Source organism: Acetobacteraceae bacterium (assembly GCA_004843165.1).
Taxonomy (GTDB): domain Bacteria; phylum Pseudomonadota; class Alphaproteobacteria; order Acetobacterales; family Acetobacteraceae.
This window is the reverse complement of record CP039459.1, coordinates 1,455,001-1,471,005: the sequence shown is the minus strand read 5'-3', so window position 1 is coordinate 1,471,005 and position 16,005 is coordinate 1,455,001. Positions and strand designations below refer to the sequence as shown.

The 16,005-nt window shown below is 43.8% G+C and carries 12 protein-coding genes, 2 rRNA genes and 1 other RNA gene (1 of these 15 only partly in view); 5 read left to right on the top strand and 10 right to left on the bottom strand.

The features are described 5' to 3' along the window. Positions 1-6: 6 nt before the first annotated feature. The 7 genes from recR to FAI41_07125 form a co-directional block, all read right to left on the bottom strand. On the bottom strand, positions 7-615 hold the full coding sequence (gene recR / locus FAI41_07155) for a recombination protein RecR (protein QCE33818.1): 609 nt from the start codon (positions 613-615) through the stop codon (positions 7-9). Between the two features lie 4 nt (positions 616-619). Next, the gene (locus tag FAI41_07150) at positions 620-952 is read right to left on the bottom strand and encodes a YbaB/EbfC family nucleoid-associated protein (GenBank protein QCE33375.1); all 333 of its coding nucleotides are present in this window, start codon (positions 950-952) and stop codon (positions 620-622) included. Between the two features lie 76 nt (positions 953-1,028). After that, positions 1,029-2,801 (bottom strand): DNA polymerase III subunit gamma/tau, encoded by a 1,773-nt coding sequence (locus tag FAI41_07145; GenBank protein ID QCE33374.1) that lies wholly within the window; start codon positions 2,799-2,801, stop codon positions 1,029-1,031. A gap of 51 nt (positions 2,802-2,852) precedes the next feature. Beyond that, positions 2,853-2,948: signal recognition particle sRNA small type (gene ffs / locus FAI41_07140), an RNA gene on the bottom strand. A 66-nt stretch (positions 2,949-3,014) separates the two neighbouring features. After that, positions 3,015-4,781, bottom strand: a complete 1,767-nt coding sequence (ggt, locus tag FAI41_07135; protein QCE33373.1) for a gamma-glutamyltransferase — start codon at positions 4,779-4,781, stop codon at positions 3,015-3,017. A gap of 40 nt (positions 4,782-4,821) precedes the next feature. Then, a complete protein-coding gene (map, locus tag FAI41_07130; GenBank protein QCE33372.1) occupies positions 4,822-5,613 on the bottom strand; it encodes a type I methionyl aminopeptidase in 792 nt (263 codons plus the stop codon). Between the two features lie 44 nt (positions 5,614-5,657). Then, the gene (locus FAI41_07125) at positions 5,658-6,587 is read right to left on the bottom strand and encodes a D-alanyl-D-alanine carboxypeptidase (GenBank protein QCE33817.1); all 930 of its coding nucleotides are present in this window, start codon (positions 6,585-6,587) and stop codon (positions 5,658-5,660) included. A 408-nt stretch (positions 6,588-6,995) separates the two neighbouring features. Here FAI41_07125 and FAI41_07120 point away from each other — a divergent pair, with 408 nt between their 5' ends. Continuing rightward, positions 6,996-7,439, top strand: coding sequence for an ATP-dependent Clp protease adaptor ClpS (locus tag FAI41_07120; GenBank protein ID QCE33371.1), 444 nt, complete (start codon positions 6,996-6,998; stop codon positions 7,437-7,439). 57 nt (positions 7,440-7,496) lie between these two features. Next, complete coding sequence (locus FAI41_07115; GenBank protein QCE33370.1) at positions 7,497-9,830, top strand: AAA family ATPase; 2,334 nt, start codon at positions 7,497-7,499, stop codon at positions 9,828-9,830. Positions 9,831-9,870: 40 nt separating this feature from the next. Here the strand turns inward: FAI41_07115 and FAI41_07110 are convergent, their stop codons facing one another. Continuing rightward, on the bottom strand, positions 9,871-10,266 hold the full coding sequence (locus FAI41_07110; protein QCE33369.1) for a DUF3465 domain-containing protein: 396 nt from the start codon (positions 10,264-10,266) through the stop codon (positions 9,871-9,873). A gap of 189 nt (positions 10,267-10,455) precedes the next feature. Here FAI41_07110 and FAI41_07105 point away from each other — a divergent pair, with 189 nt between their 5' ends. The 3 genes from FAI41_07105 to FAI41_07095 all read left to right on the top strand — a co-directional run bounded on the left by FAI41_07105 (position 10,456) and on the right by FAI41_07095 (position 13,714). Then, the gene (locus FAI41_07105; protein ID QCE33368.1) at positions 10,456-12,693 is read left to right on the top strand and encodes a hypothetical protein; all 2,238 of its coding nucleotides are present in this window, start codon (positions 10,456-10,458) and stop codon (positions 12,691-12,693) included. Between the two features lie 126 nt (positions 12,694-12,819). Next, positions 12,820-13,059: a GTPase RsgA gene (gene rsgA, locus FAI41_07100; GenBank protein ID QCE33367.1), complete on the top strand. Its 240-nt coding sequence runs from the start codon at positions 12,820-12,822 to the stop codon at positions 13,057-13,059. Beyond that, positions 13,046-13,714, top strand: coding sequence for a hypothetical protein (locus tag FAI41_07095; GenBank protein ID QCE33366.1), 669 nt, complete (start codon positions 13,046-13,048; stop codon positions 13,712-13,714). Before rsgA ends, FAI41_07095 begins: the two co-directional genes overlap by 14 nt. A 153-nt stretch (positions 13,715-13,867) precedes the next feature. Here FAI41_07095 and rrf read toward each other — a convergent pair. Further along, positions 13,868-13,982, bottom strand: a 5S ribosomal RNA gene (rrf, locus tag FAI41_07090). A 96-nt stretch (positions 13,983-14,078) separates the two neighbouring features. Next, a 23S ribosomal RNA gene (locus tag FAI41_07085) occupies positions 14,079-16,005 on the bottom strand (it continues 805 nt past the right edge of the window).

The following is a 16,005-nucleotide window of genomic DNA, read 5'->3' as shown; positions in this document are numbered from 1 at the left end:
AAGAGATCAACTGTTAATTTGACAACGGGACAACAAAGCCGAGGCCAGCGTCCCATCATCTAAAACTTCGACAGATCCGCCAGCAGGAACCCCCTGCCCCAAACGTGTTACCCGAATATCGGTATCTTTTACCTGATGATGTAACCAATGGGTCGTATTGCCACCTTCAAGCGTTGCTGGTAGCGCCAAGATGATTTCTTTGACCTCTTGGCGCTCAATCCGTCCTAGCAATCCTGCCAGATTTAGATCCTGTGGACGTCTTCCCCCCAATGCAGAAAGACATCCACCTAAAACCTGATACAGACCTTTATGAAGACCTGTGCGCTCTAAAGTCCATAAATCGCCAACGCTTTCAACGACACAAATAACCCCGCCATCCCGCTTAGGATTACTACAGATAAAACAAGGATCTTGCGTATCTAAATTCCCGCAGGACTGACAGGTTTTAATATTTTCCGCTGCATTTTGGAGGGCATTTACCAAAGGCCAGAGCTTTGCCTCCGGATTTTCCAGCAAAGAAAGCAAAATCCGTCTTGCAGAGCGTGGGCCTAGACTTGGCAATTTTGCCAAACGGAATTGAAGTTCACGAATTTCTGGACTTGTTTCTGCCAAAATGAGCTTACATGCCGAAAGGCATATCTCCCATGCCCGGTGGTAAAGGCATACCACCTGTCACTTTTTTCATTTCTTCAGCGCTTGCGGTTTGGACTTTTGAGCGCGCTGCCTCATAGGCTTCGACAACGAGATCCTGAAGCGTTTCCATATCTTCTGGATCGGCTAATTTCGGATCAATCTTGAGATTTTTAATCTCCATTTTACCTGTCAAAGTCAAAGAAACAAGCCCAGCACCAGCATCTGCTGAGACTTCCATGCCTTTCAGCTTTTCCTGTGCCTCTTTCATGCGTGCCTGCATTTGCCCTGCCTGTTTCATAAGGCCAGCTAAATTTTTCATCTAAATTCTCCTTGCTTCTCTTTTAGGATTTTTATCCCATTATATAAATATAAATCTCTTATACGAGACTACCCTTTTAAAACGCACCCGCCTCTTGTGGAATGAATTTTTTCAGTTTGGCTCCCGGCCATTCTTTTAAACATCTGGCAACTAAAGGATCTTTTGCAACCTCTTCGAGTTTTTGTGCCTCTTCTTTTTCTTTTTGCTCATCTAAAGTGGCTCCGCCACCCGTTAAAACAAAACGCAATCCCCATCTTTGCTTTGGCCATAAGGCATGCAAGACACGCCTTAAACCATCTTCAAGACGTTGCCGAATATTGGAATCAGCCGCATCAATTTGTAAGCAAAGAGAAGGCGGCGAATATTCAACAAGACGCCCAGCACAGCTCAACATCGTCCGGAGCCAAATATCATCGTCTTTTTCTCGAATAAGCTCCAAAAGCGCTTCCCAGTCTTTGGGAAATAGAAGCTTCTCTTGAATTTCTCCTAAAACCGGAGGCGAAGTCCTCTCCGGTTTAGGTTCATTTTTTTTTCCGGCTCCCTCTCCTCCGATAGACGATGAAGAAATTTCAGGAGATGCCGCTATCTTGTTTTGAAAAAGTTTTGCCAGACGGTCAGGGGTGGGCAAGGTACTGGCATATGTCAAACGAATAAGAATCATTTCAAGAGCCTGATGACGATCAGGTGCCCCCTCAACCTCATCTAAACCTTGACGTAAAATCTGCCATGCACGTCCCAAAACAGCATCAGATAATTGCTCAGCAAGAGCAGCACCCCGCTCTTTTTCAATTTGCGAAAATTCACTTCCCTCAACGAGACTAGGGATCGCTTTCATGCGTGAAATTTGATGAATAGCTTCCATAAGGTCTGCAATAAGGGCTCTGGCCTCTATTCCTAAAGCATAAAGCTTCGCAGAAAGCTCTAAAATGGCAGCCATATTCCCGTAAAGGATATGTTCTAAAAGCTCATAAAGCTGTGCCTGCCCTGTCAAACCAAGCATCTCTTCCATCTGCTTGGCATCCGAAGCGCCTTGGGCAATCGCTTGATCTAAAAGGGAAAGTCCATCACGAACAGATCCTTCAGCGGCTCTTGCGAGCAAAGTAATGGCATCTTCTGCAAAGGAAATCTTTTCATTTTCGGCGATCTTTGCCAAATGCGTTGCCATTAAGCCTTCTGGAACACGGCGTAAATTAAATTTTTGGCAACGGGAAAGAACGGTGACCGGCACTTTCCGAAGCTCCGTTGTCGCAAAGACAAACGTAACTTGTGGTGGCGGTTCTTCCAATGTTTTTAGTAACGCATTGAAAGCCGCACGTGAAAGCATGTGCACCTCATCGATCACAAAAACCTTCATGCGGCCCTGCATCGGACGGAAACGTGTGCTTTCAATAATTTCACGCATGTCATCGACACCAGTACGGGAGGCGGCATCTAATTCTAAAACATCCGGATGACGATCTGCTAAAATCGCCTGACATTCAGGACAAACACCACAGGGATCTGCTGTCGGGCCACCTTGACCATCTGGGCCGATACAATTCAAAGCACGGGCGATAATTCTAGCTGTCGTTGTTTTTCCAACCCCTCGCACACCTGTCAGCATAAAACCATGTGCAACACGGTTCAGCTCAAAAGAGCGCCGCAAAATACGAACCATCGTTTCTTGACCGATGAGATCATCAAAATCACGGGGACGATATTTTCGAGCTAAAACTTGATAAGGGACATCCCGCTCTTTCTCCAAAGGCTGGCCTATCAATTTTTTATCAGATTGTGGAGATTCGTCCTCGTCTAAAAGCAAGGAGAAACTGTCTTCTGTTGGGGGAATGGGGAGCTCATCCTCATCCATAGCGCTGTTTAATCCCCTTTCAAATTCAGGAGAAGCGTAGAAAGACGAAAAGTAGAAGGCCCACTCTGACCCGCAATCCATTCGTCACGGCTGCTTCCTTCCGGATCTGACCGGGTTCACGAAGAACAGCGTCCAAAGGGAGCCTTCCGGAGATATTTCTAGCAGTTCTCTTTCAAATAGCCAACGAAAAAGATTTAAAAAAAGAACAAAATTCTACTCGGCAACAGCACTTCCGCCGAAACGACGAGGATCTGCTGCCCCAGAAACAATCAAAGAATCTTTTTTCTTTTGCACTGTAATACTTCCCGCCATACCCCAAGGATGACGTGTGACAAAATGGTATCCTTTTTTCTCCAAGACATGCTGAACAGAAGTAGGAATTGCTTTAGGCTCAACCTCAACGACAGAGGGTGCCCATTGCTCATGAAAACGTGAGTGTTTTACTGCTTTTGCCACATTCATCCGCCCGTCTAAAACACCCGTCAAAACAGAAAGCGTAATCGTTGGAATACGAGATCCCCCAGGGCTTCCCGTCACCATAAAGACATCCCCCTGCGAGCGTGTGACAATCGTTGGAGACATTGAAGAAAGCGGCGTTTTCCCCGGTGCAATCGCATTTGCCTTTGCCCCTGGTATGCCAAACATGTTGGGCGCGCCAGCTTTAAGGCTAAAATCATCCATCTCATCATTCATCCAAATACCCGTCTTCCCGGCTAAAACACCAGCACCGAACCAGCCGTCAAGCGTACAAGTAATAGACACGGCCATCCCATTTCGATCTATAATAGAGTAATGGGTGGTTTCATGTTTTTCTGAAAATGGATCTTCCAAATGCGCTGTATTTTTAGGCGCTTTTTTGGGGAGGTGATCGGCAATCTGCATTTGATAGGCAGGATCAAGAAAGTGATTAATAATTTCAGGAGAAACCCCATCCCCTAATAAACGCCGATCCCAATAAGCACGGCGCATCGCCTCAATTTGAACCTGAACAGACTCTTCAGACTGAAGCCCCATTTCCTTTAGATTATAATGTTCTAAAACCCCTAAAATCTCACACAGCGCTACACCTCCTGCACTCGGCAAAGGTGCGGTATAAATTTCATAACCACGGTAAGCACATTGCAAAGGCTTAAATTGACGAACCTTATAAGCAGAAAGATCTTGTTCTGAGAGAATGCCTCCAGATTTTTGACTTTCTTTTACAATTTCTTTTGCAACAGATCCTTTATAAAACCCGTCTTTTCCGTGATGAGAAATTTTGCGTAATGTCTGCGCCAACTGGGGTTGGCGTAGCCGATCGCCAACCTTTAAATCCATTCCTTCTAATGTTGTAAAAACACCTATGGACTCTTTGCTTTTACGAAAAAAAGGCTGAGACGTATTTAAAAGGTCAATATCGCCCTGCTCCAGCACAAAACCGTCCTGCGCAAGAGCTATGGCAGGCGCAATCAGTTTTTCTCGGCTCAGCGTGCCCCATTTCTGACGAATTTCCTCCAGCCCGGCGACCACTCCCGGTGTTGCAACAGCCTTCCAACCGACTTTGGAATCTGTTTTACTTGGATTTCCCTGGGCATCCAAATACATATTTTCAGTTGCCTTTAGGGGCGCACGCTCTCGATAATCGACAAAAGATGCTTTTCCCTTTGCGCTACGGGGATCATAAATCGTGGCAAATCCACCACCACCTAAACTCGCAGCCGCAGGATAAACCACAGCCATTGCATAACCAACAGCAACGGCCGCATCCGCAGCATTACCACCTTCTCTTAAAATTTTTGCCCCAACTTCCGAAGCTAAGTGCTGTGCCGTTACGACCATTCCCTTATGCCCCCGAACCAACTTGGCTTTCGGCGGCTTGTCAGGGCCAAACACAAGGGGGTCATAAGCCGTGCACGAAGCGGCCTGCAACTGGTTTGTTGGCAAAAAGAGAGAAATCCCACAAGAAAGAGGTATAAAATATTTAGAAAATAAACGACCCAAAACTTACGCCTCTTTCATTAGAAAAGATCTCTTTTAAAACTTAATCAAACTTAGGTTGATGCTGTCCTGTTGGCGATAGCGTGAAAATCTCATAGCCATCTTCCGTCACGCCAAGCATATGCTCAAATTGCGCAGAAAGTTTGCGATCTCGTGTCACAGCCGTCCAGCCATCGTCTAATGTTTTTACACGTGCCGTCCCCAGATTTAACATTGGCTCAATCGTAAAAACCATCCCTGTTACAAGCTTAACGCCTGTTCCCGGCTGACCAAAATGCATAATATTTGGAGAATCATGGAAAACAGTCCCGATCCCGTGACCACAAAAATCTTCAACGACACCAAGACGTTTTGTTTTTGCATAGCTCTCAATCGCATGACCGATGTCCCCTGTGGTTGCCCCAGGCTTCACAACCTCAATCCCACGCATCAGCGCCTCATATGTATCCTTAATAAGTTTTTTTGCTTTGACCGGTGCTTTTCCCGCAACATACATACGAGAGGAATCCCCATACCAACCATCTAGAATAGGTGTCACGTCAATATTAAGAATATCACCTTCCTGAAGAACTTTATCTCCAGGAATCCCATGGCAAACAACGTGATTTAAAGAAATACAGCAGGATTTAGGAAAGCCACGATAATTCAAAGGGGCAGAAATACCGCCATGCTCTTTAATAAATGTTGCGACAATCTCATCGAGCTCCCCTGTCGTGATCCCCGGACGAACATGCTCCCCTATCATATCCAGCGTTTCTGCCGCCAAACGCCCAGCAGCACGTAATTTTGGAAAGTCACTCAGCGAATAGCAGGAGTTATTATTTCTTTTATTCATCTAAAAATCATTTAACCTTTTTTTTAACAAAATTCTCAAGCACTCTATTTATTATGTAGTGCACGTTTTACAGAGAGCAAATTATCACTTCTTTTTTTTGGTTTTGAAGTTGCATGGGCAGGCGGATGTTTCCGCTTATGATAGGCAGCTAAAATCAAATGCGGCTGACGGTGACGTACCCTGCGCGAAGCGATAGATCTCCTTGGATTATGCACCGGTGCCGATGTCACCGCCAAAGGTAAAGTTGCCTGCCCTGCGCTCTCATAGGCTGCATTTAACAACGAAACCATTTCTTGGGTACGCACATTATTACTTGGTGCCCCCATAACAACGCCAACAACCCGAACCCCATGACGGTTAGCTGTTGTCACAAGATTATGCCCCGCATCGGCCGTATAACCAGTTTTCCCGCCATCTGCGCCAACATACAGATTAAGCATCGGATTATGATTGCGAATAATACGACGATGAAAACGAAAAGCCGGCGCTGAGAGATAAGAATAATATTCAGGGAACTGATATAAAAGACACTGTCCTAAACGAGCCATATCCCGTGCTGTTGTGATCTGATCCGGATCAGGTAAACCGGAAGCATTTTTGAAATAAGTACTCCACATACCAAGTTGATGGGCTTGCGCCGTCATCATTTTAGCAAATCTTTTTTCGTCCCCACCTCCCAAATATTCGCCTAGCGTCGCCGCCGCATCATTGGCCGATTTAACCGTAATGCCATAAATCGCCTGCTGAACAGTAATCGTACTTCCAGGATAAAGTCCCAAACGGGAAGGTTCTTGATGTGCGGCATTATAAGAGACAGGAAGTTTTTGATTAAGATTCAAACGCCCGGCTTTAAGCGCATCAAAAGCCATATAAAGGGTCATTAATTTTGTAAGAGAAGCCGGATAACGAGGTAAATCCGGATTTGTCGCCCGAATAACTTTCCCCGTTTTGACATCGGCGACGAAAGTGGACATCTGCCCAACATACTGAGCAGAGGCTTTTGACACAAAAAACACACCCACACACAAAAATGCGGAGAATAGAAAAAACAATTGTCTTAGACGGCTTCGTATTTTCACCTAGGAAACCCCACTCTTTACTTCGCTCTCATCTCATTACAGCTTGACGGCACAGAAACAAAAAGATCTTAATAATTACCCCAAAAGCAGCCCTTAAAGCACATTATAAAAATCTCTTTTGAAACAAAAAGCAAAAAGCTTCGGCGAAATATAACCTTTCCCCCTTGCAGGTGGAAGAAAGCGTCACCAGATATTTTTAATGTCTATGATAAGAAATGCCAACTATAAATTTCTGAAATCTTTCTTCATACGCTATAATGTAGATTATCACGGTCTTTTCCATTCACTCCGGTTGAAAACAACATGACGAACGACATTCACTCCGACAAACCACAAAACGCAAGTATTTCGGACAATGCCCATGCTGCAACATCCTCACAGGAAGAGGGCTCTCGGTCCGCAACACCTTCTGAGGAAATTAAGGGGCTTGAAAAAGCGAAATCTCTAAAAGAAAAGATTTTGGGTACGCAATCCCTCTCTGGTAAAAAGCCGCCCTCCCTTTACCGTGTGGTGCTTTTGAACGATGATTTCACACCAGAGGCCTTTGTCATGGCGGTATTACGAAGCTGTTTCGGCCATAATGAAGAAGAAAGTAAGAATCTTATCCAAGAGATTCAAAATAAAGGATCTGGTGTTGGCGGGATCTATAGCTATGAAATTGCTGAAACAAAAATGGATCAGGTCGGTAAAAGCGCACGCAAAGGACGCTATCCGTTGCAATGCACACTCGAACGGATTGATTCGTAAGAATCTTTCTGCTTCACCGCTTGTGAAAAGATTAGGTTAAAAGGAAATAATTCCAACATGCTCTCCCCTGCGCTTGATAAAACATTACGCCGTGCGCTCATTGAAGCTGAAAAAACGCTGAGTGAATATCTCACGCTTGAGCATTTACTTCTAGCGCTCACAGACGATGAAGAGACCGCTGAGATCTTTCAGCGTAAAGAAATCTCTTTAGAAGAGTTACGTGATGAACTCCGCCATTTTCTTGCAAGCGGTGCAATCCCGACTTCTAAGGATGAACTTCTCACGCCACCTATGCCAACACTTGCTTTCCAGCGGGTGATTCAACGTGCCATTATTCGGATGCAGGCAGAACAGGCAACGACCGTTTCTGCGATTGACCTTTTGCTTTCCCTTTTTAGCGAAAAAGAAAGTTTTGCAGTCTACACTTTAATAAAACGCAACTTTACCCGTATCGAGCTTCTCGAAAGCAGCGGCCGAAAAGAGGCGGCAAAACAGGCGCAAACAGCTTCTAAAATGGGGCGTCATCCATTTCATGACCCAGAAGATATGGGAGATGAGATGGAAGAAAACCCTCTTCAGCTCTATTGCCGGAATCTTACGGAAGAGGCCAAAGAAGGACATCTTGACCCCCTCATTGGTAGAGAAAAGGAACTCTTCCGCACCATTCAGATTCTTTGCCGCCGCCATAAAAATAATCCTTTGCTTGTCGGACATCCCGGTGTTGGTAAAACAGCGATTGCTGAAGGCTTAGCGGCAAAAATTGTCAAAGGTGATATTCCTGATCCTCTCAAAAAAATTGAGATTTATGCCTTAAATACAGGCGCATTGGTGGCGGGCACCCGCTACCGTGGTGATTTTGAGGAGCGCATTGTTGCGCTTTTGGAAGCCATTGATGAAAATCCAAATGCCCTTCTCTTTATTGACGAGGCGCATATTTTGATGGGAGCGGGATCAAGCAATAATAGCGGCACAGATGCGGCAAATCTCTTAAAACCTGCACTCGCCAGTGGAAAATTACGTTGTATTGCCGCCACCACTTACCAAGAGTACCGGCAATCTTTTGAACGTGATCCTGCCCTTGGCCGCCGTTTTCAAAAAATTGATATTGCCGAACCGACAGAAGAACAGACGCTTGAAATCCTCGAAGGGTTAAAGCCTAAATTGGAATGTTTCCATAAGGTTCATTATTCTAAAGAAGCTTTACAAAGTGCTGTTGCGCTTTCTGTACGTCATCTTCATCAGCGTCAATTACCGGATAAAGCGATTGATTTGCTTGACGAAGCTGGTGCCGCAAGTCGCCTTAAAAGACCGGCAGGACGCAAAACACCAACCAAAATTTCACCACGGGAAATCGAGGATGTTCTCGCTGTTATTGCCAATATTCCTGTCCCCCGCTTACGCCGGAATGAGGCGACACGTCTACGCCAGCTTAGAAGCAATTTAGAAAAAATGATCTTTGGCCAGCAAAAAGCCATTGATACACTTCTTTCTGCAATCGTTCTAAGCCGTTCAGGCCTCAGAGAAGCGCATAAGCCCATTGGCTCTTATTTGTTCTCTGGCCCAACCGGTGTGGGTAAAACAGAATTAGCAAAACAGTTGGCAGATTCAATGGATGTTCCTTTGATCCGTTTTGACATGTCCGAATATCGTGAACCACATGCCGCTTCCGGCCTTATTGGCGCACCTCCGGGCTATGTTGGCTTTGAAGCTGGCGGCTCTTTGACCGAAAAAATCTCTCAAAATCCGCATTCTGTTTTATTGCTGGATGAGATTGAAAAAGCGCATCCAAACCTTTTCAGCCTTCTTTTACAAATTATGGATTACGGCAAATTAACAGACCGTAATGGTAAAACTGTTGATTTTCGAAATGTTGCCCTCATTATGACAACCAATGAAGGTGCCGAGGAGCTTACGAAAGAAAGCATTGGCTTTCTTTCCAAACGCCCCGGTGAAGATGAGGATAATGAGAGTTTAAAACGCCTCTTTACCCCAGAATTTCGAAATCGTTTAGATGCCATTGTGCCGTTCAGCCTCATGACAGAAGAAACGCTTAAGAAAATCACTCTCAAACTTCTTAATGCCCTTAAAGAGGAACTTCTTCAAAAAGATATTCAACTTGATATCGCCTCAAACATTTCTGGCTGGTTAAGTCAAAAAGGATTCGATATCGAAATGGGCGCACGTCCTTTAGCGCGTCTCATTCAAAAAGAGATCAAATTACCCCTTGCAGAAGCGATGGCTTTCGGCAAACTGGGAGCTGGACAATCTGTTAAAATCGGCTTGAAAGAAAAGGAAAAAGGAAAAAAGATACCTGATTTTTCCTTTTCAAAACCCGTTACAAAAACGAAGGCACCAAAAACATCTAAAACCAAAAAGAAAGTTTCTGCCTAAAAGCAGACACTAAAAAGGCGGCTTTAAAGCCGCCTTTTCTTTAGTCAAATTTCTGCCCATTCACAGCAACAAAACCCGGCCATCCCCATTTTTGACTAGTGCCATGATGCGTCCAATCGACCCCTTGGCTATGGGGATTATCGTAATAATAACGCCCCTGAACCTCAACCCGATCCCCTACCCGAATATACGGGCGATGATTTTGCATCTCATCAAGATTCACAACGATACGGATTGCTTTATGTGGTACAATGTTTAATAAAAAGTAAAAATGCCTGCCGCTACGGGTCTTCTTTGCAGGAAAAGTCCGTGTCACCTCACCGCAAATATGAACAGGCATATCCGGCGCACGGCGCTGAAAATAATTCTGCGCATTAGAAGCTTCTTCTTTAAGAAATGCGCTATTATCACAATTTGCAGGCATTTCCACAGCCATTGCCGGCAATATTGTTATAAATGAAAATGCTAATATCCCACTAAGGAATGATTTTTTGAAAAGAATCATAAAATAAAAATTTACCTATCTCTTTAATAATGATGAAAGTGTTTATAAATAATAAAGGCTTAAATTTCTTTTAGATATAATGAAAATCCTTGCAAATTATAAATTAAAGACGGAACTACTATGAGAATTTTACTAATTATGCGAGGGGCGCCCTCATCTGGCAAATCAACATGGATTGAGAAACAAGGCCTCATGCCTTACACACTTTCCAGTGAACAGATTAGCCTACAATTTTCAAACCCCACTTTTAAAGAAGATGGGGGGTTGTCGGTTAACCACCATATTAAACGTCAAATTTCAGATTTTATTGAAGCCCAGCTTGCCCAACGTTTAAAGCGTGGCGAAACAACACTGATTGATTCTCAGACAAATAATCGTGAAATCATGGCGTGGGCAAATATGGCTCGCGCATATCAGTATAAAATTCTTGTTATTGATATGAATACCGACCTTGAAACCTGCCTACAGAGGAATGAAACACGCCGAGGCAGTATTGCCTATCTTCCTCCGCATGTTTTAACCCATTCTTGGAATATGTTACAAAACTCGAGATCAGAGCTTAAAAAATTTCTACGTTTTGAATCCGCAGAGACTTTTGAGCTTAATGCAGAATTTTCCCTAAACATTCAAAATCTCGAAAATTATCAAAAAATTATTGCTGTTGGTGATATCCATGGCTGCCGAGAACATCTCCATAAACTTCTTTCAAGCGGCATTGAAAAGCATAAATTCTATATTTTTGTCGGAGACTATCTTGATCGTGGCTACGATAATGCCGGCGTGATGGAATGGCTTTGGGAGAATTGTTTTGAAAATAATCTCTTAAAAGAAAATGTTGTGCTTTTAGCCGGAAATCATGAACGCTATTTGCAGGCATGGCTCAATAATGAAAGCGTTTCCAACGATGAATTTACAGGGAGAACCAGACCTGAACTTTTAAAATATGGCTGGAATCCTTCTGCACCTAAATTTAAAATTTTTCTAAAAGCGTTGACGTCCTGCTTTTGCTATGAATTTCATGGCAAAAAAATCTTTGCCTCTCATGCGGGTGTCCCTGCGCCATTACAAGAAATTTGGCGTGTCTCATCCCTCGATTTTGAAAAAGGCTGGGGCAATCATGTAACCGATATCGACAAAATTTTTTCCGAAAATATGAAAGGAACGAATTTCTATCAAATTCACGGCCATCGGAATGCACAGGATTATCCGATCCTAGCAACAGAACATTCTATTAATCTTGCCGGGAAGGTGGAGTTTGGCGGCGAACTTCGTGGCCTTTGTCATACAAAAGACGGTTTTGAAGCCTTTTCTGCCAGCGTCCAAATGAACAGCAATCAGAAAACCTACCAAATTGTTTCTGTTCCTGAAAAGGTAAAAGCTCTTTTTAAAGACCCTTCTTGCCCACATTGTGATGCAGCCTTTTTTGCGGATCTTCAAAAGGAGAAAAATGTTCAGGTCACACCACAGAAAGGCTGGCAGCATATCGTCTCTTTACGTCTCAAAAAAGCACATGAAAAAGAGAGAATTACACCTCTTAAACCGCAAGGATTATTCTTAAATCAAAAAACGAATACAATCCTAGCCCGCTCTTATAATAAATTTTCAAAAATCGGCGGAAAACAATCCTTAGAGAAAATTCGAAATCAATTTTCCTATCCTGTTACTGCAAGAATCAAAGAAAACGGCTTTCTTGGTCTAACAGGCTGTGATGATGAGCATCACCTTCTTTTAGCCTCCCGCAATTACTTAACAGGACCATTTGCAGAAAGTTTTACTGAAAAAGTGGATGATACGCTTGGACATAAAATTTTCACGCTTAACGAAGATTTTGGCGTTTCCTGTATTTTTGAAGTCATTGATCCTGTCAAATTCCCGAACATTATTGAATATGATCAACCAGCATTGATTTTACTAGATGTTATCTATCGGGAAGAGCAATTTAAAAAACTCCCTTATGAAGCCCTCGAAAAAATCGCTGAATTTTTGCAGGTGCCCTATTCTAAAGAAATTGCCGTTCTTCATAATGATTCTGAATTTATGGCATTCTTAAAACAAGCTGAAACCCAAGAACATGCCGGCTATATTTTTGAAGATCAAAATCACTTTATCGTGAAATATAGAACACCCTATTATCAGGCATGGACATTGATGAATGGCGTTCTGCAAACAATTTTAGAGGGAAGAAATAAACGTTTCCCCTCTGATTTACTGCGTCTCTACCGTAAATACCCAAATTATTTTACAGAAGAACGCCAAATCCTTTTACGGGGCTTTTACGATTATCTCGATCACCTTCCCAAAAATATCCTCGCTCAAGGCCTCATCGCCGTCCGCAAAAGATATTTTGACGAGGCGTAATTTTTCTTAAAAAACTTAGAGAAACTTCTTGATTCAGGCGCAAAAATCGCTTGAGGATGAGGATGCACTACTATTCATTTGCACATTTCATGCAAGAATAAATTACGTAAATGAATGGAATTTTAAATGGAAAGTAAAAATACATATTGGAATATTTTTTCACACGAAGCCTTTAAAAATATCCCACCCAACTCCAAAGAGGAAATTTTTAAACGTGTTAAAGAAGTATTTAACTATAAGCCAAAAGTTGCGATTTTAGGCAAAACAGGCGTTGGAAAATCCACTCTCATCAATGCTCTTTTTGGATACAAAATAACCAAAACATCTGCCATAAGTGCTTGCACACGTGAAGTTGAGCTATCATGATCGTGGAAATATAATATTTTGTGATGTTCCCGGTATCGGAGAAACCCAAAGTCGAGATGAAGATTATATCCCTCTATATCAATCTCTTTTTACAGAATGTGACTTAATTATTTGGGTTATTAAAAGTGATGATCGTGCCTATGCCGAAATCCAAAAAACTCTGAGAGAAGTTAACTCTGAAACACCTCTTATGTTTGCCTTAAGCAATGCTGATAAAATTGCTCCTACTAAAGGTTGGAATTGGGAAACAATGCAACCAAGCTTAGAACAAGAAACAAATCTAAAACTTAAAGAACATGAAGTTTCTAAAGAACTCAAAATTTCTACGAACAATATTGTCGCTTTTGCTTGCGATGATGAAAATGAAAATAGAAACTATAATCTTAAAGTTTTATTAGAAAAAATAATGCTTTTGCTACCTAATAAAACAAAAGCCTCCTTTTATAAGGCAACTTCTGAAGAAGCAAAAAGTGAAGAATCTAAACGAACCACACAAAAAGGCACTTTAGATTATATCTTTGAAAACCTAGGGAAAATTGTAGCGCCTTTTGTTCCTCTTGTTAGTAAGCTTGTTGTTGAAGTCCTGACAGAAAAAGATTCCTTAAAGAAAATTTTTGATACTGGTTTAGAGTTTTTCAAGAAGTTCTCTAAATAATCCCCCCCCCTTTCCCTTTTTCATGCTCTCCTCTTGAAGAATAAATTGAGTTGGTTATTGTTTTTTTGAGTTTGATTGTTTTTATTGTGCTTGGAAAGCAAAAAGCCCTTAAGGTGAGTACCTTAAGGGCTTTTTTAAATGATGTGACTGAGTAGCGGGGGGCGACCTACTTTTCCGCGTCTTGAGACGAAGTATCATTGGCGCTGAGGGGTTTAACCATCGAGTTCGGGATGGGATCGGGTTTGGGACCCTCGCCATAACCCCCCGCTGCTGCGTCACATCAGGTGAATGGGATAGAAGAGATAAGAGAGATTGAGAAAGTTTTGAATGATGTTTGTATGTTGAATACAAAGCTGGAGAGGTCTGGGGGATTAGTATCCGTAAGCTTCATTCATTGCTGAACTTTCACACCGGACCTATTAACGTTGTGGTCTTCAACGCCCCAAAAAGACCTTATCTTAAGGCTGGTTTCCCGCTTAGATGCTTTCAGCGGTTATCCATTCCGAACTTGGCTACCCAGCCATGCCACTGGCGTGACAACTGGTTCACTAGAGGTTCGTTCATTCCGGTCCTCTCGTACTAGGAACAAATCCTTTCAAGTCTTAACGCCCACGGCAGATAGGGACCGAACTGTCTCACGACGTTCTAAACCCAGCTCACGTACCACTTTAATCGGCGAACAGCCGAACCCTTGGGACCTGCTTCAGCCCCGGGATGTGATGAGCCGACATCGAGGTGCCAAACCTCCCCGTCGATGTGAACTCTTGGGGGAGATCAGCCTGTTATCCCTAGAGTACCTTTTATCCGTTGAGCGATGGCCCTTCCACAAGGAACCACCGGATCACTATGGCCGACTTTCGTCTCTGCTCGAGCTGTCACTCTCACAGTCAGGCAGGCTTATGCCATTGCACTCAAAATCCGATTTCCAACCGGACTGAGCCTACCATCGCGCGCCTCCGTTACATTTTAGGAGGCGACCGCCCCAGTCAAACTGTCCACCATGCAGGGTCCTGGCCCATGCTAAATAGGCTCAGTTAGACAACAGAAACATTCAGGGTGGTATTTCAACAATGACTCCCTTAAAGCTGGCGCCTTAAGTTCATAGTCTCCCACCTATCCTACACAAAATATTTCTGGTGCCACTGCAAAGCTACAGTAAAGGTTCATAGGGTCTTTCCGTCTGACCGCGGGTACCCCGCATCTTCACGGGGAATTCAATTTCGCTGAGTCGATGCTGGAGACAGCGGGGAAGTCGTTACGCCATTCGTGCAGGTCGGAACTTACCCGACAAGGAATTTCGCTACCTTAGGACCGTTATAGTTACGGCCGCCGTTTACCGGGGCTTCAATTCAATGCGCTAACATCTCCTCTTAACCTTCCGGCACCGGGCAGGCGTCAGGCCCTATACGTCATTTCTCAATTTCGCAGAGCCCTGTGTTTTTACTAAACAGTCGCTACCCCCTGGTCTGTGCCACCATAATAAGGTTGCCCTCATTATGGCCTTGCTTCTTCCGAAGTTACGCAAGCATTTTGCCTAGTTCCTTCAGCATCGTTCTCTCAAGCGCCTTGGTATGCTCTACCTGTCCACCTGTGTCGGTTTAGAGTACGGTCTATACGCTAGGGCTATTTCCTGGAACACTCCAAAAGCCTATTCAATCCATTAAGAATAAACAACATATCGTGTCCGTCACCACTAGCAGGCTCAGGAATATTAACCTGATTCCCATCGATTACGGCTTTCGCCCTCACCTTAGGGGCCGGCTCACCCTGCGCGGATTAACCTGGCGCAGGAAACCTTGGACTTTCGGCGAAAGTGTCTCTCACACTTTTTATCGCTACTCATGTCAGCATTCGCACTTCCAATACCTCCAGCTAACCTCACGGTTAACCTTCATCAGCCTATGGAACGCTCCGCTACCACGTACATTCCCATGATAAAGAATGCACATCCGCGTCTTCGGTAGACAACTTTAGCCCCGTTACATTTTCGGCGCAGAAACTCTTAAGTTTAGACCAGTGAGCTATTACGCTTTCTTTAAAGGATGGCTGCTTCTAAGCCAACCTCCTGGCTGTCCTGGAGTTTCCACTTCCTTTCACACTTAGTTGTCATTTGGGGACCTTAGACGGCGGTCAGGGCTGTTTCCCTCTCCACAATGGACCTTAGCACCCACTGTGTGTCTGCTATGCTCTACTCATCGGCATTCGAAGTTTGATTGAGGTTGGTAAGACGGTGAGTCCCCCTAGCTCATTCAGTGCTCTACCTCCAATGGTAATACATAACGCTCTACCTC